This window comes from Rhizobium sp. CRRU65, assembly GCF_048551595.1.
GTDB classification, from domain to species: Bacteria; Pseudomonadota; Alphaproteobacteria; order Rhizobiales; family Rhizobiaceae; genus Rhizobium; species Rhizobium leguminosarum_J.
In genome coordinates this window covers 166,084-191,137 of sequence record NZ_JBLYZH010000006.1, presented here as the reverse complement: position 1 = coordinate 191,137, position 25,054 = coordinate 166,084, and the positions used below count along the sequence as shown (strand labels likewise).

28 protein-coding genes, 1 tRNA gene and 1 pseudogene are annotated in these 25,054 nt (G+C 61.2%); 14 read left to right on the top strand and 16 right to left on the bottom strand.

Going from position 1 to position 25,054, the window contains the following annotated elements; all coding sequences use genetic code 11:
• Positions 1-2 precede the first annotated feature (2 nt).
• On the top strand, positions 3-764 hold the full coding sequence (locus ACM5SV_RS14810; RefSeq protein WP_012758187.1) for a hypothetical protein: 762 nt from the start codon (positions 3-5) through the stop codon (positions 762-764).
• A gap of 42 nt (positions 765-806) precedes the next feature.
• Here ACM5SV_RS14810 and ACM5SV_RS14805 read toward each other — a convergent pair whose 3' ends face one another.
• The 7 genes from ACM5SV_RS14805 to ACM5SV_RS14775 form a co-directional block, all read right to left on the bottom strand.
• Positions 807-1,394 carry a class I SAM-dependent methyltransferase gene (locus ACM5SV_RS14805; RefSeq protein ID WP_012758186.1) on the bottom strand — a complete coding sequence of 196 codons (588 nt, stop codon included), beginning with the start codon at positions 1,392-1,394 and terminating at the stop codon, positions 807-809.
• Positions 1,384-1,719 carry a type II toxin-antitoxin system RelE/ParE family toxin gene (locus ACM5SV_RS14800; RefSeq protein ID WP_012758185.1) on the bottom strand — a complete coding sequence of 112 codons (336 nt, stop codon included), beginning with the start codon at positions 1,717-1,719 and terminating at the stop codon, positions 1,384-1,386. Before ACM5SV_RS14800 ends, ACM5SV_RS14805 begins: the two co-directional genes overlap by 11 nt.
• Positions 1,703-1,954 carry a ribbon-helix-helix domain-containing protein gene (locus ACM5SV_RS14795; protein WP_012758184.1) on the bottom strand — a complete coding sequence of 84 codons (252 nt, stop codon included), beginning with the start codon at positions 1,952-1,954 and terminating at the stop codon, positions 1,703-1,705. The genes ACM5SV_RS14800 and ACM5SV_RS14795 overlap by 17 nt, the downstream gene beginning before the upstream one ends.
• Positions 1,955-2,072: 118 nt before the next feature.
• Positions 2,073-2,450 carry a type II toxin-antitoxin system VapC family toxin gene (locus ACM5SV_RS14790; RefSeq protein WP_012758183.1) on the bottom strand — a complete coding sequence of 126 codons (378 nt, stop codon included), beginning with the start codon at positions 2,448-2,450 and terminating at the stop codon, positions 2,073-2,075.
• Complete coding sequence (locus ACM5SV_RS14785) at positions 2,450-2,659, bottom strand: AbrB/MazE/SpoVT family DNA-binding domain-containing protein (RefSeq protein ID WP_012758182.1); 210 nt, start codon at positions 2,657-2,659, stop codon at positions 2,450-2,452. Before ACM5SV_RS14785 ends, ACM5SV_RS14790 begins: the two co-directional genes overlap by 1 nt.
• A gap of 38 nt (positions 2,660-2,697) precedes the next feature.
• Complete coding sequence (locus ACM5SV_RS14780) at positions 2,698-3,033, bottom strand: hypothetical protein (protein WP_041935554.1); 336 nt, start codon at positions 3,031-3,033, stop codon at positions 2,698-2,700.
• Positions 2,999-4,099, bottom strand: a complete 1,101-nt coding sequence (locus ACM5SV_RS14775; RefSeq protein ID WP_012758181.1) for a branched-chain amino acid aminotransferase — start codon at positions 4,097-4,099, stop codon at positions 2,999-3,001. The genes ACM5SV_RS14780 and ACM5SV_RS14775 overlap by 35 nt, the downstream gene beginning before the upstream one ends.
• Positions 4,100-4,486: 387 nt before the next feature.
• On the opposite strand from ACM5SV_RS14775, the gene ACM5SV_RS14770 reads away from it, so the two are divergent.
• A complete protein-coding gene (locus tag ACM5SV_RS14770; RefSeq protein ID WP_222014161.1) occupies positions 4,487-5,704 on the top strand; it encodes a PLP-dependent aminotransferase family protein in 1,218 nt (405 codons plus the stop codon).
• A gap of 38 nt (positions 5,705-5,742) precedes the next feature.
• Here the strand turns inward: ACM5SV_RS14770 and ACM5SV_RS14765 are convergent, their stop codons facing one another.
• The 3 genes from ACM5SV_RS14765 to ACM5SV_RS14755 form a co-directional block, all read right to left on the bottom strand.
• Positions 5,743-6,786, bottom strand: a complete 1,044-nt coding sequence (locus ACM5SV_RS14765; RefSeq protein WP_222014160.1) for a DUF2278 family protein — start codon at positions 6,784-6,786, stop codon at positions 5,743-5,745.
• A 207-nt stretch (positions 6,787-6,993) separates the two neighbouring features.
• Positions 6,994-8,052: an aldo/keto reductase gene (locus tag ACM5SV_RS14760; RefSeq protein WP_222014159.1), complete on the bottom strand. Its 1,059-nt coding sequence runs from the start codon at positions 8,050-8,052 to the stop codon at positions 6,994-6,996.
• Positions 8,053-8,276: 224 nt separating this feature from the next.
• Complete coding sequence (locus ACM5SV_RS14755) at positions 8,277-8,747, bottom strand: MarR family winged helix-turn-helix transcriptional regulator (RefSeq protein ID WP_222014158.1); 471 nt, start codon at positions 8,745-8,747, stop codon at positions 8,277-8,279.
• Between the two features lie 229 nt (positions 8,748-8,976).
• Here ACM5SV_RS14755 and ACM5SV_RS14750 point away from each other — a divergent pair, with 229 nt between their 5' ends.
• The 4 genes and pseudogenes from ACM5SV_RS14750 (at position 8,977) to ACM5SV_RS14735 (ending at position 13,718) form a co-directional block, all read left to right on the top strand.
• The gene (locus tag ACM5SV_RS14750) at positions 8,977-9,744 is read left to right on the top strand and encodes an alpha/beta fold hydrolase (protein ID WP_011652698.1); all 768 of its coding nucleotides are present in this window, start codon (positions 8,977-8,979) and stop codon (positions 9,742-9,744) included.
• Positions 9,745-10,033: 289 nt separating this feature from the next.
• Positions 10,034-11,011 carry an ABC transporter substrate-binding protein gene (locus ACM5SV_RS14745; protein ID WP_113545160.1) on the top strand — a complete coding sequence of 326 codons (978 nt, stop codon included), beginning with the start codon at positions 10,034-10,036 and terminating at the stop codon, positions 11,009-11,011.
• Positions 11,012-11,018: 7 nt separating this feature from the next.
• Positions 11,019-12,711 (top strand): annotated as a pseudogene (locus ACM5SV_RS14740) (ABC transporter permease).
• The gene (locus ACM5SV_RS14735; RefSeq protein ID WP_222014157.1) at positions 12,699-13,718 is read left to right on the top strand and encodes an ABC transporter ATP-binding protein; all 1,020 of its coding nucleotides are present in this window, start codon (positions 12,699-12,701) and stop codon (positions 13,716-13,718) included. The pseudogene ACM5SV_RS14740 and the gene ACM5SV_RS14735 overlap by 13 nt, the downstream one beginning before the upstream one ends.
• A gap of 707 nt (positions 13,719-14,425) precedes the next feature.
• Here the strand turns inward: ACM5SV_RS14735 and ACM5SV_RS14730 are convergent.
• The gene (locus ACM5SV_RS14730; protein ID WP_012758174.1) at positions 14,426-14,788 is read right to left on the bottom strand and encodes a DUF4189 domain-containing protein; all 363 of its coding nucleotides are present in this window, start codon (positions 14,786-14,788) and stop codon (positions 14,426-14,428) included.
• Positions 14,789-14,986: 198 nt separating this feature from the next.
• Here ACM5SV_RS14730 and ACM5SV_RS14725 point away from each other — a divergent pair, with 198 nt between their 5' ends.
• From ACM5SV_RS14725 to ACM5SV_RS14705, 5 genes are all read left to right on the top strand, one after another.
• Positions 14,987-16,096, top strand: a complete 1,110-nt coding sequence (locus ACM5SV_RS14725) for an endonuclease/exonuclease/phosphatase family protein (protein ID WP_222014156.1) — start codon at positions 14,987-14,989, stop codon at positions 16,094-16,096.
• Positions 16,093-16,866 carry a DNA mismatch repair protein MutT gene (locus ACM5SV_RS14720; RefSeq protein WP_012758172.1) on the top strand — a complete coding sequence of 258 codons (774 nt, stop codon included), beginning with the start codon at positions 16,093-16,095 and terminating at the stop codon, positions 16,864-16,866. Before ACM5SV_RS14725 ends, ACM5SV_RS14720 begins: the two co-directional genes overlap by 4 nt.
• A 165-nt stretch (positions 16,867-17,031) precedes the next feature.
• Positions 17,032-17,943, top strand: a complete 912-nt coding sequence (locus ACM5SV_RS14715; RefSeq protein ID WP_012758171.1) for a PhzF family phenazine biosynthesis protein — start codon at positions 17,032-17,034, stop codon at positions 17,941-17,943.
• Positions 17,944-18,147: 204 nt separating this feature from the next.
• Positions 18,148-18,223 (top strand) — tRNA-Lys (locus ACM5SV_RS14710).
• A gap of 155 nt (positions 18,224-18,378) precedes the next feature.
• Positions 18,379-18,675 (top strand): hypothetical protein, encoded by a 297-nt coding sequence (locus ACM5SV_RS14705; RefSeq protein ID WP_012758170.1) that lies wholly within the window; start codon positions 18,379-18,381, stop codon positions 18,673-18,675.
• Between the two features lie 76 nt (positions 18,676-18,751).
• On the opposite strand, the gene ACM5SV_RS14700 is transcribed toward ACM5SV_RS14705, so the two are convergent.
• Positions 18,752-19,033, bottom strand: a complete 282-nt coding sequence (locus ACM5SV_RS14700; protein ID WP_041935553.1) for a hypothetical protein — start codon at positions 19,031-19,033, stop codon at positions 18,752-18,754.
• 281 nt (positions 19,034-19,314) lie between these two features.
• Here ACM5SV_RS14700 and ACM5SV_RS14695 point away from each other — a divergent pair, with 281 nt between their 5' ends.
• Entirely contained in the window at positions 19,315-19,617 is a 303-nt protein-coding gene (locus tag ACM5SV_RS14695; protein WP_012758168.1) for a hypothetical protein, read from the top strand.
• Positions 19,618-19,837: 220 nt separating this feature from the next.
• Here ACM5SV_RS14695 and ACM5SV_RS14690 read toward each other — a convergent pair whose 3' ends face one another.
• Together ACM5SV_RS14690 and ACM5SV_RS14685 are read right to left on the bottom strand one after the other, a co-directional pair.
• Positions 19,838-20,146, bottom strand: a complete 309-nt coding sequence (locus ACM5SV_RS14690; RefSeq protein ID WP_222014155.1) for a hypothetical protein — start codon at positions 20,144-20,146, stop codon at positions 19,838-19,840.
• Positions 20,147-20,254: 108 nt separating this feature from the next.
• Positions 20,255-20,449: a hypothetical protein gene (locus ACM5SV_RS14685; protein WP_017994637.1), complete on the bottom strand. Its 195-nt coding sequence runs from the start codon at positions 20,447-20,449 to the stop codon at positions 20,255-20,257.
• Between the two features lie 75 nt (positions 20,450-20,524).
• Between ACM5SV_RS14685 and ACM5SV_RS14680 the strand changes: the two genes are divergently transcribed.
• Together ACM5SV_RS14680 and chrA are read left to right on the top strand one after the other, a co-directional pair.
• On the top strand, positions 20,525-21,340 hold the full coding sequence (locus tag ACM5SV_RS14680) for a chromate resistance protein ChrB domain-containing protein (protein WP_012758166.1): 816 nt from the start codon (positions 20,525-20,527) through the stop codon (positions 21,338-21,340).
• A gap of 1 nt (position 21,341) precedes the next feature.
• Positions 21,342-22,763, top strand: a complete 1,422-nt coding sequence (gene chrA, locus ACM5SV_RS14675; protein WP_012758165.1) for a chromate efflux transporter — start codon at positions 21,342-21,344, stop codon at positions 22,761-22,763.
• Between the two features lie 15 nt (positions 22,764-22,778).
• Here chrA and ACM5SV_RS14670 read toward each other — a convergent pair whose 3' ends face one another.
• Both ACM5SV_RS14670 and ACM5SV_RS14665 read right to left on the bottom strand, forming a co-directional pair.
• Entirely contained in the window at positions 22,779-24,110 is a 1,332-nt protein-coding gene (locus ACM5SV_RS14670; protein ID WP_012758164.1) for a hemolysin family protein, read from the bottom strand.
• A gap of 178 nt (positions 24,111-24,288) precedes the next feature.
• Positions 24,289-24,672 (bottom strand): VOC family protein, encoded by a 384-nt coding sequence (locus ACM5SV_RS14665; protein ID WP_012758163.1) that lies wholly within the window; start codon positions 24,670-24,672, stop codon positions 24,289-24,291.
• Positions 24,673-25,054: the final 382 nt, after the last annotated feature.

Here is a 25,054-nt window from a genome sequence, read left to right as displayed (position 1 = left end):
ATGTGTTTGAAGCGATCATGCGGTCGGCAAAACAAGACCTGGAAGATAGCCTTGGGGCGCTCTACCCAGCATTTCTGGAATATCCGTTCCCATCTTCGCTGGACGCTTCGCCCTTACGCGACGCCGAGAAAATTCTCGCTGCACTCAAATCGGCGCCTTTGCGGGAGATAGATGCGACAGAGCTGGGTCGGTATGCGGCAAGCGCGATAACGACAGTTGGTTCGGCTGATGACTTCAAGCACTTCCTGCCGCGTATCCTCCACTGTGCCGTCCTCAGCCCTTCCGCGTATGGTTTCGAGCCGCCGATCATTGCTTCCAAGCTTTTATTGTGCGACTGGCAGCATTGGCCGATACCTGAGCAGACAGCAGTCGCGAATTTTGTCTATTCGGCCTGGGCTTTCAAAAGGCTGCAGGATCCCGATTTCGATGCGTCGGCTTGGGATTGGATAATGGCGATGGCAAAGCTCGATCTTCAGTTCGAGGCATGCCTCAGTCTTTGGGTGAAGCAGCCGACACCCAATGCTTTCATTCAGCTCGCCACCGCCGATCTTAAAAGCCTCTACAGGGGCAGCTGCTTCTGGCAGGACGTCGCGCCGGAGAAGCGCCATCTCGTCCTTGAGTGGCTCAAGGGTGATGTCATTGAGAATGGGTTTATCGAACTGATTGATGCGATACCGCCTCAGCGGCACTGGATTGTCGATCGCTTGCTCGATGAAATGAGAGAATTGCGGCGTTTGCCTTCTCGCGTTGAGGCGCCGGAGTGAGAAAATAGGCGTGCTGCACCGCCGGGGCGAAAGCTCCGGCCTTTACCGTTCTGCGCCGACGATCAGCCAGCGGGTCGGCTTGCCGTCATAGCCGCCGCCGTCGCTTTCGCTAATGGCGATATTCCGCCAGCCGCCTTTCGTCAAAAGCTCCGAAAGCCATTCGGCGGAGGGATAGTTGTAATAACGCCCGAAGCCGTCATGGCCTTCCACATCGCCTGCCTTGAAGGTCGCATGAATGATGCCGCCTGTCCTCAGGGCGCGCCGGATGCGGGCGAAGACATCGGGCAGCTCTGGCCTCGGGACGTGGAGAAGGCTTGCCTGCGCCCAGACGCCGTCGAAGGCGCTGTCGGCGTCGAGTTCTTGAAACAACATGACCCTGACCGGCCGGCCGATCAGCACTTCCGCCTGTCTCGCAAGCTCGGTCGAGCCATCCGTCGGCGTCACGTCGAAACCCTGCGCCAGCATGTAGGTGCTGTCCTGTCCGCCGCCGCAGCCGAGTTCGAGGATTGCCGCACCCGGCACAAGCCCGGCGAGGAAGGCATCGACCTGCTGCTTCGGCAGGCTGCGCGCCCGCTTGGCGTATGTCTCGGCATTTTCCTCATAGAAGGCGGAGGTGCAATCAAGAGGCATGCTGTTCGGCCGATCGTGGGCGTCGGTTGGATTGAAGATGTCTTTCGGGGAGCCGGTCGGCGTCGATGATGTCAATGACGACAATCCCTTCCGATGCCACCCGGTAGAAGGCGACGTGGCGCATGTGGAGGAGGCGGCGAAGGCCGGCGCCGAGTTCGTCGCACTCTTCTCCCATCGAGGGAGCGTGCGAAAGAAGCACGAAAATCCTGTCCCAGTCGAGAAGATAGGCGTCCGCCTGCGCCTCGCCGAAATTGAGGCAAGCATATTCGTCGATGCCTGATAGCACGGAGTCTGCGGCTCGGGTTAGCCTATAGGTTGTTGTCACGCAGCTTTGCCTTCGTTTCCGACAGGATGTCGGGAATGCGTCGACCGCTCGGGCCGCTTTCCTCAGCCTGCCTCAGGATGTTGCGCAGTTCTTCGTCGTCAAGCTTGTGATGGAGCTGATCCTTCAGAATAAGCTCCGCCAGGAATGCGCCGGCACTGCTGTATCTGCCGCTTGCGACACGGTTTTCGACGTATTCCGCCAGATTATCCGGAAGCGAGATCGTCATTTTCGCCATTGGATTCGGTGCCGCCTGCACATGCCGGTTTTCAGCCATTCCAGATGCCAGATTATCATTTCCCAGTTTGTGATAGAAGCGTTGTGCCGCGCCGTCGAGGGCTTGGGTCACATGCGGATCAGTCTTTTTTATCGATATAGATGACGCGTTCGAGATCCTTAAAATGGGCATCGCAGGTCAGGATGTCGGCGTCGTGGCGCTCCGCGGTCGCATAAATGATCGCATCGGCGGTGGCGAGTTTATGGGCTGCCGATATTTCGGCAGCACGGCGAGCAAGCGTCGTGTCGAGAGAAACAACCATGCATGTCGCGGTATAAGCGATGAAGCTGTCGACGGCTTCCTCGTCCTTTTCGCGTGCCAGCCATTTGGAAAGCTCAAGCTGCACGATCGTCGGAACGATGCATTGATCGCGTTCCGGGATTTCGGCCTGCAGCCTGGTTCCGGCAGCACTTTTCGTCAGCCATTCTATCCATGCGGAGCTGTCGATCACGCGCATTAGAAACGGTCGTTCCGGTCGCGGTAGTTTTTGTTGTCTGCGCCTTCGGCGAGGCCGCGAAGATCGGCAAGCGTCGGGACCGGCATCAGCAATACGCCTTTGCCTTTGGGTATGAACACGAATTCCTGTCCCGCCGACCAGTGCTGTTGTTCGCGCACTTCCTTGGGAATGGAGATCTGGAATTTTGTAGAGAGGGTTGCGGTTGCCATTCTTACCTTTCCTCTATCGATTAGGAGATAGTAAGAATTCACTTCGCGTCGGTCAATGGCGAACCGTTTTTGGCGTTGGTGCTATTCCGGTCGCCAAATGGGACGTTGACGATGGTCTTTCCGGCTGACTCGGCCACAAAAAAACCGGGCGACGCCCGGTTTCGAAAGAGATCCGCGGATTGCTTAATGGCTGTCGGCTCGAAGAACATCGTATCGTGCAGATTGAAACGAACTCCAGGGCCGAATAGATCGCCAGCCCGACGGCTTTTCCGGGCGAGGCGGAAAGCGGCGTCCACCAAGTCGGTGTTGACGCCGCCATTCGCTTGGAAGGTCCGGAGTTCAGGCCGGGATAAGGCGCGTCCAGCCGCGCTCATCGTTCGTTACGCCTTTCTGCAGACTGACGAGCTGCTGGCGCAGTTCGCTGGTCAACTTGCCGGTCTGTCCGTCTCCGACCAGAAACTCGCCGCCGGCATGTCGAACCAGGCCGATGCCCGCCAGGACCGCGGCAGTGCCGCAAGCGAAGGCTTCGACGAGCTTGCCGCTGGTTGCGTCCTGCTGCCATTCCGCGAAGGAGTAGGGACGCTGCTCGACGCGGAGGCCCTTTTCTCCAGCGAGTACGATCACCGAGGCCCGGGTGATACCCGGCAGGATCGTGCCGCCAAGAGGCGGGGTCACCACCGATCCGTCATTCATGACGAAGAAGACGTTCATGCCGCCGAGTTCCTCGACCCAGCGATGCTCTGCTGCGTCTAGGAAGACGACCTGATCGCAATCCTTCTTTGCCGCCTCGGCTTGCGCCACGAGGCTGGCTGCGTAGTTTCCGCCGCATTTTGCAGCACCAGTGCCGCCGGCGGCAGCACGGGTATATTCGGTCTCGACCCATAGGGAGACCGCCTTCGCGCCGCCTTTGAAGTAGGCGCCGACCGGAGAGGCGATGATGCAGAAGACATATTCCTGAGCCGGACGAACGCCCAGGAACGCCTCGTTGGCGAACATGAAGGGGCGAAGGTAGAGACTGGCGTCGCCGGATGGAATCCAGGCCTTGTCAACGCGGACCAGTTCTTCGACCGCCTTCAGGAAGAGTTCTTCGGGCACAGGAGGCATAGCCATGCGGGTCGCCGATTGCGCGAAGCGGCGGGCGTTCTCTTCGGGCCGAAAGAGCAGAATCCGGCCATCGTCCGCCTTGTAGGCTTTCATGCCTTCGAAAATTTCCTGAGCATAGTGTAACACGGCGCTTGCAGGATCGAGCTCGAGAGGACGCCTCGGCGTAACCTTCGCATCGTGCCAACCCTTGTCGGCAGTCCATCGTGCCAGGACCATATGATCGGTGAAGACCTTACCGAAGCCGGGCGTCTCCAGTGCCTGGATGCGGTCGGCGTCGGAGACGGGAGACTTGTGCAATTCGATTTTGATTTCAGGAGAGGTCGTCGTCGCGGTCATTGCTGGCACCTTGATAGTACATTGAATAGTGGCGGCGACACTACTGCCGCCGGGCTGGTTTTGGAAAGGCCTGAATCAGCCGGTTTCGGCATCGATCAGAGGAATAATCGCTTGATGTAGCTGACGTCGAGCAGCAAAATCGGATTGAGCGCCTTCGATATTGGATGGCATCCGCCTCCAGTGAAATCCCGATATCAGCGGCACTCAAACGGATTCGATTGGTTCGGGAAATTTCATTCCTATCGAAGACGTTCGCTAATCTCCCACCAAGGCTTTGGAATATAAGATCTCCGAACTTGTCACAGGGACAAGAAAGTAGGTCAGCATTGTTGACATAAATTCTCCGGCATGGTCTGCTGGGGGAATAGAAAAATACGAGGAAACCCCATGCTGAACTGGGACACCATGTTTGCGTCGCGCTCGTCGCGCATGCGCGCATCCGAGATCCGCGAGCTTTTGAAGCTTCTCGACCGGCCCGACATCATCTCCTTTGCCGGCGGAATTCCGGATCCGGCACTGTTTCCGGATCAGGAATTCAAGCAGGCCTATGCCGATATCTTCGCCGCCGCCGTCAATTCGGCGCTGCAATATTCGGTCAGCGAGGGCTACAAGCCGTTGCGCGAATGGCTGGTCGGGCAGATGGCGGCTCTCGGCATCCCCTGCGAACTCGACAATGTCTTCATCGTGTCCGGTTCGCAGCAGGGCCTCGATTATCTCGGCAAGCTCTTCCTGTCGCCTGATGACACCGCGCTCGTGACGTGGCCGACCTATCTCGGCGCACTGCAGGCCTTCAATGCCTATGAACCGGCCTACGACCAGCTGACGCCGAACGGCAACCGGACGCCCGACTCCTACCGCTCGGCCGCTTCCACTGCCGGCGGCAAGGTGAAGTTCGCCTATCTCTCCACCGACTTCTCCAATCCGACCGGCGAGACCGTCGATCTTGACGGCCGCAGGAAGGTCCTGGCACTGGCAGAAGATCTCGACATCGCCGTCATCGAGGATGCGGCCTACCAGTCGCTGCGTTACGACGGCGATCCGATCCCGCCGATCCTGGCGCTCGAGATCGCCGAGAAGGGCCATATCAACGATACGCGCACGATCTATTGCGGCAGCTTCTCGAAGACGCTGGCGCCCGGCCTTCGGATCGGCTTCATCGTCGCCAATGCGCCCGTCATCCGGAAGCTGGTGCTGATGAAGCAGGCGGCCGACCTGCATTCCTCGACGATCAACCAGATGGCGATATCAGATGTCGCCGCGCGCGGCTTCGACGCGCAGGTCGCCAAGATCAAGGCCGCCTACAGCCAACGTCGTGACTGTATGCTGACAGCCCTCGATAAATACATGCCTGAAGACACCAGCTGGACGAAGCCGGAGGGCGGCATGTTCATATGGATCACGCTGCCGGAAGGCATGGACGGCGCCAAGCTGCTGGCGAAATCGCTCGAAACCGCCAAGGTCGCCTTCGTGCCCGGCAAGGCTTTCTTCGCCGACGGTTCCGGCGCCAACACCATCCGCCTCAGCTTCTCCTGCGCCAACGAGCAGATGATCGAAGATGGTATCGGCCGCCTGAGCGCACTGATCTCGGCCGAGATCGGCAGCTGATCCAGTCGCCCGGCCGACTGGGAAGGGCAGGGCGCCGATCAGAAGATCGTCGTCCAGCCTTCGTTCGCCGTCTCGCTCTTGCCGTAGCCGACCCGATCGGCGACGGCGCCGTCGGCATTGCGCAGGATGATGTCACCGCCCCGGTTGGCAAGCTGCGGGCCGCCGGCTGCGGCATCGAGCGCTATGGTGCGCAGCTCGCCTGCGCTAAGCGATCCCGACAGCGTCTGGGTCCTGCCGTTTTCGTCCTCCAGCTTCCAGCCTTCGAGCGATGCCTCCATGTCGGAGCGGTTGATGATCGTCACCGTTTCGGCCTCGGTGCCGCCTTCGCCGTTGACCGGGTTGATCAGCGCGGCGACGATGCGCAGCGACGAGGCGACGATCGGCTGCGGCCGGCGTGTGCCTTCGCCGCGGCCCCGGCCGCCACGGCTGTCGGAAACCGGATGGCCGGTCGTCGCATCGGTGTTCCAGTTCTGCGACTGAAAGCAGAGGAAGATCGCCGCCCATTCATCGGTATCGTTGAAATGGACGAGCAGCGCGCCGTCCTGGTTCGGCCCGTTGGTGGCCTTGAAGCTGCCGCCGTCGCCCTGGTTCATGTGGATGTCGTGGATACCGTTGCCCGGTTCGAAGTCGAAATATTGGTCCGGCTTGTTGTTCTCTGGCCCCCAGGCCTCGCCGAAGGCGTAGAAATGCACGTCGGAATCGGCAATGCCCTCCTGGACGATCGGCTCGATGAAATCGCGCAGGTCGTTCTTCGGGCCGGATAGCTGGAAGGGCGCGACATTCATGTCCTCGCGTTCGATCAGTCCGCCGCGGACATAGTCGATCGCAAGCTCCGGCCGTTCCTTGCGGATATCGGTCAGGCCCATCGCCAGGGCTTCGAGCGCCTCCGTCAGCACCGGGTGCTTGAAATCGACGATATTGGCGTAGAGCAGGTCGTGCGGCGATTCCTTGGAGCGAACGTTGAGCGCGATACGGTAGCTGACGCCGTTCGCCTCGATGCGGATTTCGATATGGGGATCGTTGTCGTCGTCAAGGGCAACGGCGCTCGCCGTACCCTTCAGGACCTTGTAATTTTTCAGCATGGGGAACCTCGCGGGTTAGCGGGGCTTTCACGATAACACGGCGAAAGTGCATCTTTTATGACGGCTAATGTATGACGCGATCTTTCAGATTCGCCTGCCACACTTTAGGTCTTTGATTTGAGCATGTCGTGGTCGCAAAACCGCTGCACACTTTTGCGACCACGACATGCTTTGTCTTTCGCCGTGCAATGCTTGATCCGCTATCGCCTATTGCTGGACATGCGGGCCAAACAGCTCGAGGTCGGCTTCACCAAGCCTGTCGCTCACCGTGTTCAGCTGGTGCCAATAGGGATAGATCACTGGCGGCAGGCTGACTGCGTCGAGGCGCTTGCGCTCCTCGTCCGTGAGTTTCAGCTCGGCGGCGGCGATGTTGTCGCGGAACTGGGCTTCGGTGCGGCCACCGATGATGACCGAGGTCACCGCCTTGCGGCCGATCAGCCAGGCCAGAGCCACCTGTGCCGCCGAAACGCCGCGCTCTTCGCCGATTGCGACCAACGTCTCGACGATGTTCCAAAGGCGGTTCTCATCGCGGATCGGCGGTTCGGTCCAGCCGGCGAACTGGCGCGTGCCTTCGGGCGCCGCCTGGTTGCGGCGATGCTTGCCGGAGAGCAGACCGCCGGCGAGCGGGCTCCAGACCAGCACGCCGAGGCCCTGGTCGATCGAGATCGGCAGCAACTCGTATTCGGCGTCGCGGGCTTCCAGCGTATAGTGGATCTGCTGGCTGACGAAGCGCTGGTACCTGTGCTCGTTGGCGAGCCCAAGCGCCTTCATGATGTGCCAGCCGGAATAATTCGAGCAGCCGACATAACGCACCTTGCCCTGCCTGATCAGGGTGTCGAGTGCTTCCATCGTCTCTTCAAGCGGCGTCTGGCCATCCCATTCATGCACCTGGTAAAGGTCGATGACATCGGTCTTCAGGCGCTTAAGGCTCGCCTCGCATTCGCGGATCAGGTGGTAGCGCGACAGACCCTGGTCGTTCGGGCCGTCACCCATGCGAAAGCGGGCCTTGGTGGCGAGCAGCACGCCTTGCGGCCGCTTGCCGGAGAGTACATCGCCGATGATGTTTTCGCATTCGCCGTCGGAATAGGCATTGGCGGTGTCGATCAGGTTGATGCCGGCATCGATGCACATATCGATCATCTTTTTCGCCTCGGAGACGCCGAGATCGCCGACGGTCTTCGCCCAACCGACGCCGCCGAAGGTCATCGTGCCCATGGTCAAAGTCGAAATCTTCAGGCCGGAACGGCCGAGCAAACGATATTCCATTGAAACTCCTCCCTTGAAACAAGACTGACGTACCTCAACGCTCCGAGATAGCAATGGGTGCGTATTCACGGCTGCGTGAGGCTTAGGCAAGATTCTGAGCGCCGGTATGTTCCGGCCATGCAGCGGCTATGGCCGATCACGAGCCGAGCGGCAGATCGTACAATATGACATCGGCTTGTCGACGGAAATTGTCTTGGCGCAGCGTCGACGTGGTGAAAGCCACGTCAGCTCTCGTGCTTGTCCTTCTTGTGAATATTGTCGCGAAGCGAAGCGATCGTGTCCCGAATCTTGTTGACAGCCTCGGCGTCAAGACCGACAGCCTTGCCGATGCAGTCGAACACATGGGAGGCACGACTCTTGAGGGCCAGTCCCTTCTCCGTCAGGCGCAAGAGCACCTGGCGCTCATCGGCGGGATTTCGGTTGCGGGTGACGAGACCGACATTTTCCAGCCGCTTCAGCAGCGGAGTGAGGGTGCTGGAGTCGAGAAAGAGCGTCTCGCCGAGATCCTTCACCGTGCGGTCGTCGCGCGCCCACAAAGCGGTCATGACCAGGAATTGCGGATAGGTGAGTTCAAGCTCGTCGAGCAGGGGACGGTAGAGCTGGTTAAAGGCGTGGCTTGCCGAATAGATTGAAAAGCAAAGCATTTCATCGATCTTGGGCACGTCAGCCAGATCATTTGATGTGGTGTCTTTCATCACGCTCTCCTTTGATCTCAATATAATTTGTGCGCGATCTGTTTGCAAGCTATTGACTCGGCAGACGAGACCACCTATTTAAATCGTGCACAAAGAAATCGCTCACAAAATACAAACCCAACACGGAAAGCTGCAGAGGCTTGCTGCGTCAATAGATGCGCAAGCAGGGGAATTCCCTTGTGGCTCCCAATTGCTCCTTTGAAACTCAACCGATGAAAGGAAATGACCAATGTTCAAGTTTGCTGCTGCCGTCGCCCTGGCGGGGGCTCTTCTTTCCGGTGCTGCCGTTGCCCAACCGGCCAAGCCGACCGTTGTCCTCGTCCATGGCGCCTTTGCCGATTCATCCAGCTGGAACGGCGTCGTCGAAATCCTGCGCAAGGACGGTTTTTCTGTCGTGGCAGCCGCCAATCCGCTGCGCAGCGTTTCTAACGACGCTGCCTATGTCTCCGACGTGGTTGGCAGCATCGCCGGCCCTGTGGTCCTTGTCGGTCACTCCTATGGCGGCCAGGTCATTTCGACCGCGGCCAACGGCCACGACAACGTCAGGTCGCTGGTCTATGTCGCGGCCTTCGCGCCGGATGCCGGAGAATCAGTCGCAGATCTCGCCGGCAAGTTTCCGGGCGGTACGCTGAGCGGAGCGCTTGCGGCCCCGGTGAAGCTCAGCGCCGGCGGTGTCGATCTCTATATCGATCAGGCCAAGTTCCATGATCAGTTCGCCAGCGACGTGCCGGCCGAACAGGCGGCCTTGATGGCGGCTGCCCAACGTCCGGTCACCGAGGCTGCCCTGACCGAAAAATCCGGCGAGCCCGCCTGGAAGAAGCTGCCGTCGTGGTTTGTCTACGGCACCGGCGACAAGAACATCCCGGCCGCAGCCCTTGGCTTTATGGCCGAGCGGGCAGGCTCCAAGCGGACCGTGGTGGTCGATGGCGCCTCCCACGTCGTGATGGTGTCGCATCCCGAGAAGGTGGCTGAACTGATCGAAGAAGCTGCAAAGTAGTACTCGATCCGAGGGGCCCAGGCGCGTGAGCGCCGTGGCCGGCCGCCGCGGAGGTTTTGTCCGCGGGCCATGACCGGCTCTGCCTGCGCGACGTATCGGCGGGGCAGGCCCCGCTGGTCAACCATCTGCTGCAGTTGATCCTCAGTGAACTGATCGAGGCGAGCGTGGCGAGGTCACGACTGGTCGATGGGAAAGCTGTGGCGCAGGGCGTGGACCAACCGCCGTGCCCTGTCACATCTCTGTCAACGACCCCTAATAAGGGAGGGGTATCGAAATCGAGGACCCTCCCATGAAAACGATCGTTTCTGCCGCAGCACTTGTCGCAGCGAGCCTCTTTGCCATTCCGGCTTCGGCCGCAAACCTCGTTCTCTACACCAGCCAGCCGAACGAGGATGCGCAGGCGACGGTCGACGGCTTCATGGCCGCCAATCCCGATATCAAGGTCGACTGGGTGCGCGACGGCACGCCGAAGATCATGGCGAAACTCCAGGCCGAGATCCAGGCCGGCAACCCGGTTGCCGACGTTCTGCTGATTGCCGACGTGGTGACGCTGGAGCGCCTCAAGGAAGACGGCAAGCTCCTGGCCTACAAGTCTCCGGAAGCCGCCCAGTATGACGCCGCCCTCTATGACGCCGAAGGCTATTACTATTCCACCAAACTGATCACCACCGGCATCATGTACAATACCTCGGCTGCGATGAAGCCGACGAGCTGGAAGGACCTGACGAAGCCGGAAGCCAAGGGCCTCGTCACCATGCCGAGCCCGCTTGCCTCGGGTGCGGCCCTCATCCATGCCCAGACGCTGGCCGCCGTTCCCGGCCTCGGCTGGGACTTCTACAAGTCGCTTGCGGAAAACGGCGCGATTGCTGCCGGCGGCAACGGCGCCGTGCTGAAGTCCGTCGCCTCGGGCGAAAAGGCTTATGGCATGGTTGTCGATTACCTGCCGATCCGCGAGAAGGCCAAGGGCGCTCCCGTCGAATTCGTCTTCCCGAGCGAAGGCGTTTCGGCCGTCACCGAGCCGGTCGGCATCCTCGCCAGCAGCAAAAATGCCGATGCCGCCAAGAAGTTCGTCGATTACGTGCTCTCCGAAAAGGGCCAGGAAGGCTTCCTGAAGCTCGGCTACATCCCGGCCCGCAACGGCATGAAGCTGCCGGAAGGCTTTCCGGCGCGCGACACCATCAAGGTCCTGCCGATCAAGGCGGCCGAAGCATTGAAGAATACCGATCAGGATCTCAAGACCTTCTCGGGCATCTACGGCTCGAACTGATCCTTTCATGCACGGATACATCAAAACCGGAAACAGCCAGCCCGCCTGGCTGTTTCCTTTTGTCGTCATCATCGTCCTGATCCTCAGCGTGCTGCCGCTCGCCCGCCTTGCCATGGTCGGAATAGCGGCCTTTGCTGATGGCGGCGTGATGACGGTTCTCGGCGAAACCTCGCTCTGGTCGGCGACCTATTACACCGTCGTCACCGCCATTCTGGGCACGATCATCTCGCTCGTCATCGGCTGCCTCTTTGCCTTCCTGCTGACGCTGACCGATATCCGCGCCAAGGGGCCGCTCAGCTTCTTCTTTGTGCTGCCGATGATGATCCCGCCGCAGGTGACGGCGCTTGCCTGGGTGCAGATGTCAGGCCCCTCCAGCCCGCTGTTGAAGGCGCTGCATATCGCCCCGCCGATGGGTACGCCGCAGCCGCTCTATTCGGTCGGCGGCATCGCGCTGCTCTATGGTGTGCAGCATGCTCCGCTGGTCTATCTGGCGCTCCGGGCCGGGCTGATGACGCTGCCGCGCGACGGCGTCGAGGCCGCACGGCTTTCTGGCGCCTCCAGCCTGCGGGTGTTCCGCGACATCATCCTGCCCCTGTCGCTGCCCGGCATCATCGCGGGAGCGGCAATCTCCTTCGTCTCCTGCACCTAATTTCGGCATTCCCGCCATTCTCGGCATTCCTGCCTCGATCTTCACGCTGCCGACGCTGATTTTCACCAAGTTTTCCGCCTTCACCAGCCGCACCTTCGGCGATGTCGCCGTGCTCTCGGCGATCATCGCCATCATCTCCGTCGTCGGCCTCATGATCCAGGACCGGGCGCTGCGCGGCCGCGACTACCGCGTTATCGGGCTATCAGGAGCGAGCGCCGCCTTCGAACTCGGCGCCTGGCGCCTCTTCTTCACGCCGCTGCTCTGGGTGATCCTGTTCTTCATGCTGGCCGCGCCGTTTTTCGCGCTGGTCGCCGGCGCGCTGGTGCCTGCTTATGGCGTGCCGCTCAACTTCAAGACCATGTCGCTGCATGCCTTCGAGGAGATCCTGTTCCGGCAGACGGTGACACGCACCGCCTTTATCAATTCGCTGTCGCTCGCCGGCGCGACCGCGCTTTGCCTCCTCGTGGTGACAGTGCTCGCGGCCTACACGCTGACGCGGCGCAAGGATGCGGCTTCCCGCATCGTCTCCAGCCTGATCGAGATACCCTATTCGCTGCCCGGCATCGTCATGTCGGTCTGCTTCATCCTGGTGTTTGCGGCACCCATCCCGATCCTCCACATCTCGCTGTACGGCACGATCTGGATCATCCTGATCGCCTATTTCTCCTCGTTTTTCGCCGTCAGCCTGAAACCCGTAGTCAGCGCCTTCCACCAGCTCGATCCAGCGCTGGAAGAGGCCGCACGGCTTTCCGGCGCCGGCTTCTTCCGCCGGCTCGCCGATATCATCGTGCCGCTGATTGCACCGGCCGCCGGCGCCTCCGTTATTCTTGTCTTCCTGATCGCCTGCAACGAGCTGACGATCTCGGCGCTGCTCTGGTCTGCCGGCACCCAGACACTCGGCGTCGCCATCTACAATCTCGACGACAGCGGCAGCTCGGATCTTGCTTCGGCGCTCTCGGTGCTCGTCGTCCTCATGGTTGTCGTGCTGATGCTGCTGCTCGAACTTCTGGCGAAACGACTGCCGAAAGGGGTGATCCCATGGCGAGGCTGATCCTCAACCAGCTCGGCAAGGATTTCGGCACCGGGCGCGCCGCCCTCAGCAGCTTTTCGCTCGATGTGCGCGAGGGCGGCTTCCTGGCGTTGCTCGGGCCTTCGGGTTGCGGCAAGACGACAGTGCTGCGGATGATCGCCGGTTTCGAGACGCCGAGCGACGGCTCGATCCATCTCGGCGAGAGATTGCTTGCCGATGCCGCGCAGTCGCTGCCGCCGGAAAGGCGCAACATGGCGATGGTCTTTCAGTCCTACGCGCTGTGGCCGCATATGAGTGTTGCCGACAATGTCGGCTATCCTCTCAAAGTGCGCGGCATCTCGGGTGAAGCCTACCGGGCGAAGGTGCGCGACGCGCTCGGCACCGTCAGGCTCGCCGACTACGCCGAACGACGTCCGGCCGATCTTTCCGGTGGCCAGCGCCAGCGCGTGGCGCTCGCCCGCTGCCTGGTGACATCGCCCGACGTCGTGCTGCTCGACGAGCCGCTTGCCAATCTCGACCGGCACCTGAAACAGGAGATGGAGGAGACTTTTCGCGAGTTCCACCAGCGCTCGGGCGCGACGATGATCTATGTTACCCACGACCAGAGCGAGGCGATGGCGCTCGCGACCGACGTCGCCGTCATGTCGGAAGGGCGGCTGCTGCAGGTGGCGCCGCCGGCGGAAATCTATGCACGGCCGGAAGGGCGCATCGTCGGTGGGCTCATCGGGCGAGGGGCCATTCTCACGCTGCCGCTCATGGGCCGTGAACGCCATCTGGAGTGGGACGAGCTTCAGGATGCGCTTCATGCTGCCAATAGCGATGACGCCGATGTTCTGGTGCGGCCGGAAGATGTGGTCATCGGCGGCGAGGGGGCTCCAGCAACTGTCGAATCCGTACTCTTCGAGGGCGAGCGTTATGCTGTGAAACTGACGCTCGGCAACAGCCAGACACTGCGCGCCTTCAGCCGCGTGGCTGTCGTGCCTGGCGAGACGGTGCGCGTCGTCATCCGCGCCGGCTGGCGGCTTTGAGGAAGGCGGGGCTAGACTTCTACGGTGACACCAATCGAAGCCCGACGATATGAGGTTGAAGTCGCCGGTGCCTTCTTTCGAATCGCCAAAAAGTTGAATATCTTCGGTCTAGTAATCCGTGATGGAAGCAAACGGCTAAATCACTACGCGCGCGATGGGTCAAGTAAAGCCCGCGCGACAATCATTTATTGAGGGACCATACTCGCATGCCAATTCAAGTAAGGCGTATCCGATCCGTTTTCGTGCTTTCAGCTGTTCTTTTAAGTGCCGCGAGCGTTCTTCAGGGATGCCCATCTTTAGAGCGGCAGAAACGGGGCGACGGATGGAAAACCCGAACTTTTAGGCCAAGTGAATTACATGGCGGTTCGAGCAACGGGAGTTCGTCGAGCAGTTCTGATGGTGGGCATAGCCAACCTCACGATGGCGCCACCTCAAGCCCGCCCGGCGGGATCTGAAGCCAACGCCGTTAAGTAATGCGTCTAGGCAGTCGGTTCGCTTGATCGTCTCGCCTCCGGGCTTGCCCGGGTAAACGGCGGGTCTTCGTCAAGCCTTTTGCCTCATTCGGCCTGTCGGTCGGTCGCTCCGGTTTTCCGGCGTCGAGAAAACAGCCTTGTCCGAGATGAAGAAGCCGCCCGCTTAAAAAGCGCTTAAAACTGGAATTTCGATTGCCAGTTCGCCGGCATGCATCGCGTTGTGGTTTAGCCGTATCATTCGCTGCCGGAACATTGCCAGCGGATGACGTGGCAGCTGCCGGTTTGCTTTCTGCAGCTGCGGATCGCCTGGCGCTGGGCCTCGCGGCCATCATAACCCCAGCCGGAGCCCCAGCCGCTGCGATGGCCGACGGCCACCGCGCCACAGCCGTTTCGGAACCAGATAGCGATGCGACAATCGTTGGCGCTGCTGTCGCAGTTGCGCCGGGCAACGGTTTCGGCGTCGCCGCGGTTGGCATGAGCATAGGACCAGCCGATGGCGCTGGTCGACGGCGAGTAGGCGATGGCGCCATAGGTGTCGGCAAGGGCCGCGCCGGCGAGGGACGTCAGAACCGCAAACGATGCAAGAACCCGCTTCATGAAATGCCCCCGCGCCGGAACGGCGATTATCCTCTGAGCAGAACTATCCGAGGCTTGCGGCGGAATGTCTGCCGCCCAAGTCACAAGCAATCGCCTCTGGGGATCCAGGAGGAGTGATTATTCGCATATTTCTTCACCCTGCCATCTTTTCCCGCGGCTATTGCCGGATAAGGTACTGCCCGCAACCGGATCCTTCCCATGTCGCTTCGCCTCGCCACCTTCAATGTCGAAAATCTTCTCACCCGTTTCGATTTCACCGGCTTCCGCAACCAGCTGCGCCAGGACCGGGTCATCAAGCTTTTCCAGGTGTCGAGCGAGGGTGTCTATCAGCAGCTTGAGCAGGCGCGGGTGATTGCCGCGACCGACGACACGCGGCAGATGTCGGCCCTTGCGATCGCCGACGCTGACGCCGATATCCTCTGCCTGCAGGAAATCGACAACATGGCTGCCCTTCAGGCCTTCGAATACGGCTATCTCTTCCGCATGGTCGGAAACGGCTACCGCCAGAAATACCTGGTCGAGGGCAATGACAGCCGCGGCATTGATGTTGCCGTGCTGATGCGCGAGGAAACGCGCGATGGCCAGAAGATCGAGCTCAGGGATATCAGAAGCCACGCGATGACGACCTATCGCGATCTCGATCTCTTCGACGAGGAACTGGCGCTCACCAACCGCATCGACGACAAGATCTTCAAGCGCGATTGCCTGGAGCTCGACCTTCTGATCGGCGGACGGCCGTTTTCGCTCTACGTCGTGCATTTCAAGTCGATGGGCAATCCGCGCGACGGGTTGGACGGGCGGCAATCGACCATGCCGATCCGCCGCGCCGAGGCGCGCGCCGTGCGCGGCATCATCGAGGATCGCTTCGGGGCGGAGCAAGCCGGCACGAAGAGCTTCGCTATCTGCGGAGACATGAACGATTATCAGGAGCGTGTCGATGTCATCGGCCGCCGGGGCACCGGCTATCGCTTCGAACATCAGAACGAGACCGCAAGCGCGCTCGACGTTTTCAGCAGCGACGGCTTTGCCGAAAATGTCGTGCGCCGCCGCGAACCCCTCGACCGCTGGACGCTCTATCACGCGCGGGGCCTACAGGAGCAGTGGCTTTGCCAACTCGACTATCTCTGGCTTTCGCCAGCACTCGCCGCCCATAATGCCGGGTGCCTGCCCGAAATCATCCGCAGCGGCCAGCCCTACCGCACCGTCTTCCCGCCCGGGCAGGAGGTGGAGCGTTATCCGCGCACTGGCTGGGACAGGCCGAAGGCGTCCGATCACTGCCCCGTCGTCATGACACTGGATCTCCCATGAATGCAAATTTGAACGCGAATTTCACCAACATCAATTTTTCCGATGATTTCGCCGGCTGGCCGCCGGAGGCGACGGTCTTCCCGATTGCCGGCGTGGATCTGCGCATTCTGCCCGGTCCCCATCCCCTCGTCGCCGCCGAAGAAGCGGCGATCCGGGAGAACTGGGTCAGGGAGACTGCTGCCAATCCGGCGCTATTCGACGGGCGCATGGTGTTCCAGCGGTTGGTATCGCTCGGTGAAGACGGGATTGCCGGCGAGGGCCACGTCATTCCCTTTTCGGCCTTCATGTGGTGGCGCCGGCAGCCGCGGCGTCAGGGCGGCATTCACATCTTCGCCTATCCGGTGCTCGAGACCTCCGATGGCGCACTGGTGGCGATCCGCATGGGCGCCCATACCGCCAATCCCGGCCAGGTCTATTTCGCCGCCGGCTCGCTGGAGCCGGAGGATATCGTCGACGGGCGCTGCGACATCGAGGCGAACATGCGCCGCGAGGTCCATGAGGAGACCGGGCTCGATCTTGCCGAATCCGTCGCGGGCGAGGGGCTGTTCGCCACTCATAACAAGCGCACGGTGACGCTGCTGCGGCTATTCCGCTTCGACATGACGGCGGACGAGATGATCGAGCGGATCGAGCGGCATATGCTCGTCGCCGAGGACCAGGAGATCGCGGGCGCGGTGGCGATCCGCTCGGCTGATCCCTCCGCCCATGCCTATAACATCGCCATGTTGCCTGTGATCGAGTGGTATTTCGGTAAGGCCGAGCGGAGTTGATCTATGCCGCCCAAAGCCATGTAGCGTTTCGGGATAACGACACGCATCACGTAACGATCGAAAGCGCGTCGTGCGAATCCGGTTGACGTGACGCGTTTTAGCGCCTTGCACTCGCTCGCGTGGTCGGGCAGGTTGGCGGCGCGATGACGATTCAAGGAGGCCGATGTGGCGCGAAGCTACAGCGTCTATGACGTGTTCACCGATCGAAAGCTTGCGGGCAATCCGCTGGCGGTGATCTTCGACGGAGACGATCTCAGCGACGAGGCGATGCAGGCGATCACCCGGGAGATCAATCTCTCCGAGACGGTTTTCGTGCAGCCTTCGACCAATCCCGCCTACGCGGCGCGGCTCCGGATATTCACGCCGGGGCGCGAACTGCCCTTTGCCGGCCATCCGACGGTCGGCACGGCGGTGGCGCTGGCCGAACGGGCGCATGGTGCTGCGACGCGCGATCTCGTCTCGGTGCTCGAGGAAAATGTCGGGCCGGTGCGCTGCGCCGTGCGGCTGAGAGAGGGGGAGGCGAGCTTTGCCGAATTCGACCTGCCGCGCAAATCGCAGCCGGCCATCATGCCGCTCGACAAGCTCGGCATCGCCGACGCGCTATCGCTGAAGGTGACCGAGATCGGCTTCGAAAATCACGTCCCGTCGGTCTGGAGCGCCGGCGTTCCCTTCCTGCTCATTCCGGTGCACGATGTCGGAGCCACGCAGCGGGTGGAATTCGATCCGCAGCTCTGGGAAAAGATCGTGCCCTTCGTCGATGGCGCGCTTGCCTCGGCCTATGTCTATTGCCGCGGTGGAATCAACCACGTGGCAAAGTTCCATGCACGCATGTTCGCAAGCGGCATGGGCATCGTCGAAGATCCGGCCACCGGCTCGGCGGCAGCCGCGCTCTCCGGCGCGATCCACCATTTCGACCGGCTGACGGACGGGCATCACCCGATCATGATCGAGCAGGGCGTCGAGATGGGCCGGCCGTCCTTCATCCACCTGCATATCGATGTCGACGGCGGGGCGATCTCCAACGCGCGGATCGGCGGCCAGGCTGTGCGGCTGGCCAGCGGCACGCTCGACCTTTGATTTGATCAGCGCTAAGAACGATCTATCACTTTGAATCCGCGCATAATCCTTTCCGAAAATCGATTCCGACTTTCGGGATCGTGCGCTGCATTTCAGCCATGCCGAAAAATCTTCGCGATTAACCAAAGAAATTTTGCCTATGTGCTGGACAAGCCTGCCGATCCTGTTTATACGCCCCGTCACACCGCGCAGCCAAGCGCGGACGGGTGATTAGCTCAGTTGGTAGAGCAGCTGACTCTTAATCAGCGGGTCGTAGGTTCGAGCCCTACATCACCCACCAAATCTCTTGAAAAGATTGATGTATTTGAACTCAGGCCGGATTTTCCGGCCTGCCGGAAACCGTTCTCGAAGCGAGCGGCACGGTTCGCGTTGTCCGCAGGGCTGGCCGCGCCGGTCCGTGCGCCCTATCTCCCTCTCGCGTATCGGGAGGGATCTATGAGAAGCGTTATTTTTGTCGTCGCATTGTCTCTGCCGTTTCCTGCCTTTGCCGCAGCCGTCATGAACGTCAAAGCGAGCGAGCATAGCTGCAGCGAGCTTACGCAGATGATCCGCCAGAACAAAAAGGTCTTTGTCCGCGTCGGTTTCGGCGGCCGCAGTTTCCGTTATCCGCCCGCCCAATGCAGCATGGGCGATAAGCGCACTACGACCAGTTTGCGCGATGCAGGTGGAAAGCAGTGCATCCTTGATTATGCCTGCGTTTTCGACCCCGCGTCGCCCTATAACTTTCCCTAGACGCTTCCGGTGAGAGAGGGAGGGAGCGGGAAGTGCGGGTGGCGGTCAACTTCAGACGGCGCCAACCGAGGTTGCCTCAATCGCCGCCGCTCAGTTTCATGCCTGCGAGCCAGAGAGCTGCGACGATGAAAAACGACAGTGCCGCCATCACTGCGATCGGCGCTGCGTATTCCTGGAAGGAATGCGAGGCGTTTAGCCTAAGGACGTAAATAGTCGCAACCGAAAGTTTGGTAGCAATCAACAGGACCAAGGTCGCGTTTTTGGTGTAACGCCTGATTTTCGGCCAATCGAAACTTCCGGCGGGCGACGCATCGACCTTCCGTGCTGGAACGGCCCTGGTCCGCTCCGGCTCTGCCAATGCAAGGTGTCTGCGTCCAAACGTCGGTTTCATGGCCGGCAGCGTAGACCAAACATCTTAATGGATCGGGATGTAGCGATGCCCTCGCCGGGGCAGTAGCGAAGGAGTGCCCGTCCACCTGGGTCTTGCTGCCTTCAAAGAGCTCGTGCCTTAGCTGACTTCTCAAGCGTGCCGGGAAGTAAAAGGCACGGCTGTGCTCAGGCGTACAATTCGTAGGGTTTCCGGACTGGCGGCACGCGGTGGGATGCCCTACCTTGGCTCTCTCCAATTCAGGAGTTTCCATGAAAAGCGTTGTTCTGGCCGTCGCACTGTTGTTTCCGTCCGCAGCTCTTGCCATCGAGGCGGTGGAGGTCAATGCAAGGGATCACAGTTGCGAGGAGCTTGCGCAGATCATTCGCAAGGACAAGGCGGTTTTTGTGCGTATGGGTTTTGGCGGCCGCAGCTTCCGTTATCCGCCGGCCAGGTGCAATCTCGGCGACAAATACGACAGCGCAAGGGTAAGGGATGCCAACGGCAAACTCTGCCTTCTCGAATACGAATGCGTGTACGATCCGCAGTCCTTCTATAACAGGATCCCGAAATAATATCCCGATCGAGGCGTTGCCAATAGGGTCAAGAAAAAAGGCCGGGCGAAACTCGCACCGACCTTCCTCGATCAGTCTCGATAACGGCTGCCAGTACCTCCGTGGTCAGCCGTCAGAGACAGATTTAGTATCCCTTAAATAGGGTTTGCTTAAAAATCTTCAAGAACTCGCGGCAGAAAGGAAGCCGGCACTGGGCCGGCTTCTTCTGAACGAGCAGCGATTACTGCTGTGCAGGGGCAGCCGGCGGAGTGGCCGGTGCTGGTGCCGGTGCAGGCGCTACGCTGTTGTCGGTCGGAGCGATCGGCTTGGCCGGCGCCGGCTCTGATTGGGTCGTGGAGGCTGTCGTGTCCGGGGATGTGCCGGGGGTGCTCCACTGCGAATAGGCGAATGCAGCGACAGCGATCACGGCCAATGCAGCGACCCAGACAACCCACGTATTACTGCTGCGCGCGCTCGGCGTGGTGCGCAGATCCAGATTTGGGTTCAGCGGGCGGTTCGGGTCGTTGGCATTATTGGGGTCGTACGTCATGGTACTTTCTCCTCTTTCGGTGACAGAAGAATGCAGAAGTGGGCATTTTGTTCCGTTCTGGGCCGAAGCGCTTGTGCTGACTGGGTTTTCGTACTCACTTTTCGCGCTTTACTGGCGTTCCGCGCATTCGCGGCTTTGCCGCTCACCCATCATATGCTTGCGGGCGACCGGCAGAAGACCCGGTGGTAGAGCTGCCGGCTGATCGGATGCGGTGATGGATGGCGGCCCGCCGGTGCGGACGGCAAGCCGCCTGGGCGCAATGCGCTTGACACCACGGAGTCTGTTTGCGAATGATTTCTGCATGGGGTCGCGATCACCCCACGAGGCGTCATGCTGAAGAATCGCGTCCAGTAAAACCGATCAACGGAGGGACGCGTCATGCCGTCATTTCTCGAAATTTCTCCCGACAAGCTCAACCGCCTCATTGGAACCCCCGGTGCGCCTTGCATTATCGACGTTCGCACCGAGGAGGACTTCGCGCTCGATCCGCGCCTGGTGCCCAGCTCGATCCGGCGAAGCCATGCCGAGGTCGGGTCCTGGGCGGGCAGCGTCGATGCCGATTCCGTCGTCGTGGTCTGCCAGAAGGGCAGCAAGCTCAGCCATGGCGTCGCCGCCTACCTGCGCCATGCCGGGATCGACGCCGAGAGCCTCGAAGGCGGCTTCGAAGCCTGGATCACAGGTGGACTGGCGGTGCCCGAGGAAAAGCTGCCGCGCCGCGACGCTGAGGGACGTACCGTCTGGGTGACGCGGGCGCGGCCGAAGATCGACCGCATTGCCTGTCCCTGGCTGATCCGGCGCTTCGTCGATCCGAGCGCCGTATTCCTGTTCGTGCCGGCGCCTGAGGTTTTAGCCGTCAGCGAGCGCTTCGCGGCTACGCCCTTCGATATCGATGATGTGTTCTGGAGCCATCGCGGCGAACTCTGCACCTTTGATGTCATGGTCGAGGAGTTCGGGCTGGCATCGGAGCCGCTCCTGCGCCTGGCGCGGATCGTCAGGGCGGCGGATACCGCAAGACTCGATCTCGCGCCCGAGGCGGCGGGCCTGCTGGCCGCCTCGCTCGGCCTCTCCAGGATGTATTCCGACGATCGGGAACAGCTCGAGGCCGGGATGCTTCTCTACGACGCCTTCTTCCGCTGGTGCCGCGATGCGACCGAGGAAACCCACAACTGGCCGGCGCTGAAGAAGAGAGCATGAGATGGTCGAGATGACGGATAATGCGCCCAGTGGCAAAATGGCGGAGGAAGACACCGGAGAGGGGCATCATCACGGCGTCTCGTTTGGCGATGCCTTCAGGGTGTGGCTGCGCGTCGCCGCCCTGAGTTTCGGCGGCCCTGCCGGCCAGATCGCCGTCATGCACCGGATCATTGTCGACGAGAAGCGATGGATCGGTGAGCACCGTTTTCTGCATGCGCTGAACTATTGCATGCTGCTCCCCGGACCCGAGGCGCAGCAGCTCGCCATCTATATCGGCTGGCTGATGCATCGGACAGCAGGCGGTCTCGTCGCCGGCCTGCTGTTCGTAATGCCTGGGTTCCTGTCGATCCTCTGTCTCAGCTATATCTACGCGGCTTACGGCAATGTCGGCATCGTCGCCGGCCTGTTCTTCGGGCTGAAGGCGGCGGTGCTTGCCGTCGTCGTGCAGGCCGTCATCCGCATCGGCGGTCGTGCGCTCAAGAATCGCGTCATGGTCGGTATCGCGGCCGCGGCCTTCATCGCCATCTTCTTTCTCCATGTGCCGTTCCCGCTGATCGTGCTCGCGGCCGGCATTGCCGGCTTCCTCGGCGGCAGGTTCGGGCTTGCCGCCTTTCAGACGGGCGGCGGCCATAAGGCCGGAAGCGGCCCGGTGCTGTCGGATGCGGAGTCGGCGCTCGGCGAAGGCATACCGGCGCATGCGCGCCCGAATCTCGCCTGGTCGCTGCGCATCTCGGCCGTGCTGCTTGCCCTCTGGCTCGCGCCGCTCGCGGCGCTCTACGCAACCTTCGGTGCTGACAACGTCTTTACCGAAATCGGCCTTTTCTTCAGCAAAATGGCGGTCGTCACCTTCGGCGGGGCCTATGCGGTGCTTGCCTATGTCGCACAGGAGGCCGTGCAGCATTTCGGCTGGCTGAAACCCGGCGAGATGTTGGATGGTCTCGGCATGGCCGAGACGACGCCGGGGCCGCTGATCATGGTCGTCCAGTTCGTCGGCTTCATGGGCGCCTACCGGGATTCGGGAGCGCTGAACCCGATGCTTGCTGCGACCCTTGCGGCGATACTGACGAGCTGGGTCACCTTCGTGCCCTGCTTCCTGTGGATCTTCCTCGGTGCGCCGTTCATCGAAAAACTGCGCGGCAACATAGCGCTCGCCGGCGCGATGTCGGCCATAACAGCGGCGGTGGTCGGGGTTATCCTCAACCTCGCTATCTGGTTTGCCCTGCACACGCTGTTTGCAGAGGTTGCGACCGTCCAGCTTGGCGGCTTGCGGCTCGATATTCCCGTGCTGCAATCGGCCGTGCCGGCGGCAATGGCGCTGTCTGCCGCCGCGGCGATAGCGATCTTCCGCTTCAAGGCTTCCGTCATCGCGACGCTGCTAGCCTGCGCAGCCGCGGGAATGCTCTGGACGCTGGCGGTGAACTAGAGCCTTTCTTTGGCCCTAGGCCTCCGCCCCATCCGCGGGAATGCGCGTCGCGAGCATCTTGTCGATACGCATGCCGTCCATGTCGAGCACTTCGAAGCGCCAGTTGTCGAAGACGAAGGTTTCGCCGGCTTCGGGGATGTGCTGGAGCTGATGCAGCGCAAAGCCCGCCAGCGTATGGAAATCGGCATCCGGACGATCGCGCAGGCCCAGCCGTTCGAAGGCGTCGAAGGCCGGCATCATCGCATCGATCAAGAGCGACCCGTCTTCCCTGACGACGATGTCGGGCTCTTCGTTGGATCCCGGCAGGTCGCCGGCGATGGCTTCGAGCAGGTCGGTCTGGGTGACGATGCCTTCGAGGCTGCCATATTCGTCGATGACGATGGCGAGGCGAACGGGTGAGGCCTTGAAACTGTCGAGCACGCGGACGACCGAGGTGCCCTCATGCAGCACCAACGGCTGCTTGATCACCTCCATCGGCCGGACCTTGCCGCCGTCGAGAACCTGATCGAGAAGGTCCTTCTTCAACACCATGCCGATCGGCTCGTCGATCGAGCCGCGGGCGACCAGTAATTGCTCGTGGCTGCATTCGCGGATGGTCTTCAGGATCTCGGCCTCGCTGTCGTCGGCGTCGAACCATTCGATGTCGAGACGCGGGGTCATGATGTCGGAGATCGGTCTGTCGCCGATGTTGAACACCCGCTCGACGAGCTGCTGCTGCACCTGGTTGAGAAGGCCGGCCTCCTGGCTCTCAGCGACCAGCAGCTTGAGCTCCTGCGGCGAATGGAACGACGATTCCCCGGTTCCGGCGCGAAGACCGACGCCCCGCAGCACCATGTTGCCCATGCCGTTCAGGACAAAGATCGCCGGCTTAAACAGCACCAGGAACAGACCGAGCGGGCGCACCACGGCAAGCGAAGTGGCCTCGCTGCGTTGAAGCGCCAGGCTCTTCGGCGCGAGCTCGCCGAGCACGATATGCAGGGCCGTGATGATGACGAAGGCGATGACGACGGCAACAGTATGCGCGCCCGCCGTCGCCCATTGCCCGGGCAGCCAGGACAGCAGCGGCTCGATCAGATGGGCAAGCGCCGGTTCGCCAACCCAGCCGAGGGCGAGCGACGAGATGGTGATGCCAAGCTGGGTGGCTGCAAGGTTGGAGTCGAGATTGTCGACGGCGCGCTGAAGTGCCGAGGCGTTCATGCGGCCTGCCGCAGCGAGTTCGGCGACGCGGCTACGCCTGACTGACACCAGGGCGAATTCGGCGGCAACGAAGAAGCCATTGGCGGCGACGAGAAGAAACACGGCTAGTATCCCGATATAGTCGGAGAGCCCGCCGGCGGAATCGGACATGTTTTCCCTGCCTTCGAATTGATAGGAATCCGAAACTACACGCTCGCACACTGGTGGCAAGGCGTTCCGGCCAGCCTCGCGGCGAGAGATGCCAACGCCGGCAGCCGTGATCGAAATACTGCGTCGGTTTGCTGATGACTGCAAATGCGTGGCAACCGCATGACCGGCGTCGCGCCATTCACCGCTTGGGTGCTTCGAAGAGCTCGATCGGGTTTCCGGCCGGATCATCGAGCAGGATCTGCTTGCCGCCGATGCCCTGCACGATCTCGTTGCGGAAGCGCGCACCGGCTTGGCGCAGCGCGGTGACTTTCGCCTCCAGGTCTCCGACCTCGATCTGGATACGATTCCATCCGCCAGGCTCCGGCTTTCGCCCGTCGGGCATTGCTTGAGATGCTCCGCCCGGTCCCGTCATGCCGCTGACGAACAGACGAAAACCGTCCCTGGTCAGGATGGCGAAACTCGGCGCGGGGCGAAGCGCGACGGAGAAGCCGAGATGTCTTGTGTAGAATTCCACCGCGGCGTCGACGTCGTCGACGATATAGCGCATGCTGATACCGGGCATGTTTTCCTCCATTGTGGTCTTCGTTGTCTTGATCTGATCGTCCCCTCACGGGACATGCAGAATTCTCCTGTTCCTAATGCGTCGCTTCGAACTCGATTATGCGCCCGTTTCAAGTTTATGCATCTCGCTATGCCAATCGCGAGCACCTTTAGGCGATAGGCAAGATATCGAATCGAGGGCATGCCCGTCGGCCGCCATCCGCAGCGACCCTCCACGGCGGCGTCTTCCAGGCGATGGGCACAGGAAGGGCGCGCCGCCCTAGGCTCATCCTCGGATGCCCCGCAACTGTCTTTTCTTCAATCCCGCCCCGATGTGCTGCCAAGGGCTTCCAAGGACGAACTGGCCGGCCGCGCCGATGCCCCGTCTGCGGCGATAGAATATT

Bases quoted from the DNA above. Each gene is read 5' to 3' on its own strand.
- ACM5SV_RS14775 (WP_012758181.1), bottom strand. From the start codon at position 4,099: ATGACCGCGACGACGACCTCTCCTGAAATCAAAATCGAATTGCACAAG.
- ACM5SV_RS14690 (WP_222014155.1), bottom strand. From the start codon at position 20,146: ATGACGTACGACCCCAATAATGCCAACGACCCGAACCGCCCGCTGAAC.
- ACM5SV_RS14680 (WP_012758166.1), top strand. From the start codon at position 20,525: ATGCCGTCATTTCTCGAAATTTCTCCCGACAAGCTCAACCGCCTCATT.
- ACM5SV_RS14795 (WP_012758184.1), bottom strand. From the start codon at position 1,954: ATGGCGAAAATGACGATCTCGCTTCCGGATAATCTGGCGGAATACGTC.
- ACM5SV_RS14805 (WP_012758186.1), bottom strand. From the start codon at position 1,394: ATGCCTCTTGATTGCACCTCCGCCTTCTATGAGGAAAATGCCGAGACA.
- ACM5SV_RS14755 (WP_222014158.1), bottom strand. From the start codon at position 8,747: ATGAAAGACACCACATCAAATGATCTGGCTGACGTGCCCAAGATCGAT.
- ACM5SV_RS14665 (WP_012758163.1), bottom strand. From the start codon at position 24,672: ATGCCCGGTATCAGCATGCGCTATATCGTCGACGACGTCGACGCCGCG.
- ACM5SV_RS14780 (WP_041935554.1), bottom strand. From the start codon at position 3,033: ATGAGCGCGGCTGGACGCGCCTTATCCCGGCCTGAACTCCGGACCTTC.
- ACM5SV_RS14670 (WP_012758164.1), bottom strand. From the start codon at position 24,110: ATGTCCGATTCCGCCGGCGGGCTCTCCGACTATATCGGGATACTAGCC.
- ACM5SV_RS14705 (WP_012758170.1), top strand. From the start codon at position 18,379: ATGAGAAGCGTTATTTTTGTCGTCGCATTGTCTCTGCCGTTTCCTGCC.
- ACM5SV_RS14765 (WP_222014160.1), bottom strand. From the start codon at position 6,786: ATGCTGAAAAATTACAAGGTCCTGAAGGGTACGGCGAGCGCCGTTGCC.
- ACM5SV_RS14725 (WP_222014156.1), top strand. From the start codon at position 14,987: ATGTCGCTTCGCCTCGCCACCTTCAATGTCGAAAATCTTCTCACCCGT.
- ACM5SV_RS14770 (WP_222014161.1), top strand. From the start codon at position 4,487: ATGCTGAACTGGGACACCATGTTTGCGTCGCGCTCGTCGCGCATGCGC.
- ACM5SV_RS14790 (WP_012758183.1), bottom strand. From the start codon at position 2,450: ATGCGCGTGATCGACAGCTCCGCATGGATAGAATGGCTGACGAAAAGT.
- ACM5SV_RS14720 (WP_012758172.1), top strand. From the start codon at position 16,093: ATGAATGCAAATTTGAACGCGAATTTCACCAACATCAATTTTTCCGAT.
- ACM5SV_RS14750 (WP_011652698.1), top strand. From the start codon at position 8,977: ATGTTCAAGTTTGCTGCTGCCGTCGCCCTGGCGGGGGCTCTTCTTTCC.
- ACM5SV_RS14695 (WP_012758168.1), top strand. From the start codon at position 19,315: ATGAAAAGCGTTGTTCTGGCCGTCGCACTGTTGTTTCCGTCCGCAGCT.
- ACM5SV_RS14735 (WP_222014157.1), top strand. From the start codon at position 12,699: ATGGCGAGGCTGATCCTCAACCAGCTCGGCAAGGATTTCGGCACCGGG.
- ACM5SV_RS14730 (WP_012758174.1), bottom strand. From the start codon at position 14,788: ATGAAGCGGGTTCTTGCATCGTTTGCGGTTCTGACGTCCCTCGCCGGC.
- ACM5SV_RS14760 (WP_222014159.1), bottom strand. From the start codon at position 8,052: ATGGAATATCGTTTGCTCGGCCGTTCCGGCCTGAAGATTTCGACTTTG.
- ACM5SV_RS14745 (WP_113545160.1), top strand. From the start codon at position 10,034: ATGAAAACGATCGTTTCTGCCGCAGCACTTGTCGCAGCGAGCCTCTTT.
- chrA (WP_012758165.1), top strand. From the start codon at position 21,342: ATGGTCGAGATGACGGATAATGCGCCCAGTGGCAAAATGGCGGAGGAA.
- ACM5SV_RS14785 (WP_012758182.1), bottom strand. From the start codon at position 2,659: ATGGCAACCGCAACCCTCTCTACAAAATTCCAGATCTCCATTCCCAAG.
- ACM5SV_RS14685 (WP_017994637.1), bottom strand. From the start codon at position 20,449: ATGCAGAAATCATTCGCAAACAGACTCCGTGGTGTCAAGCGCATTGCG.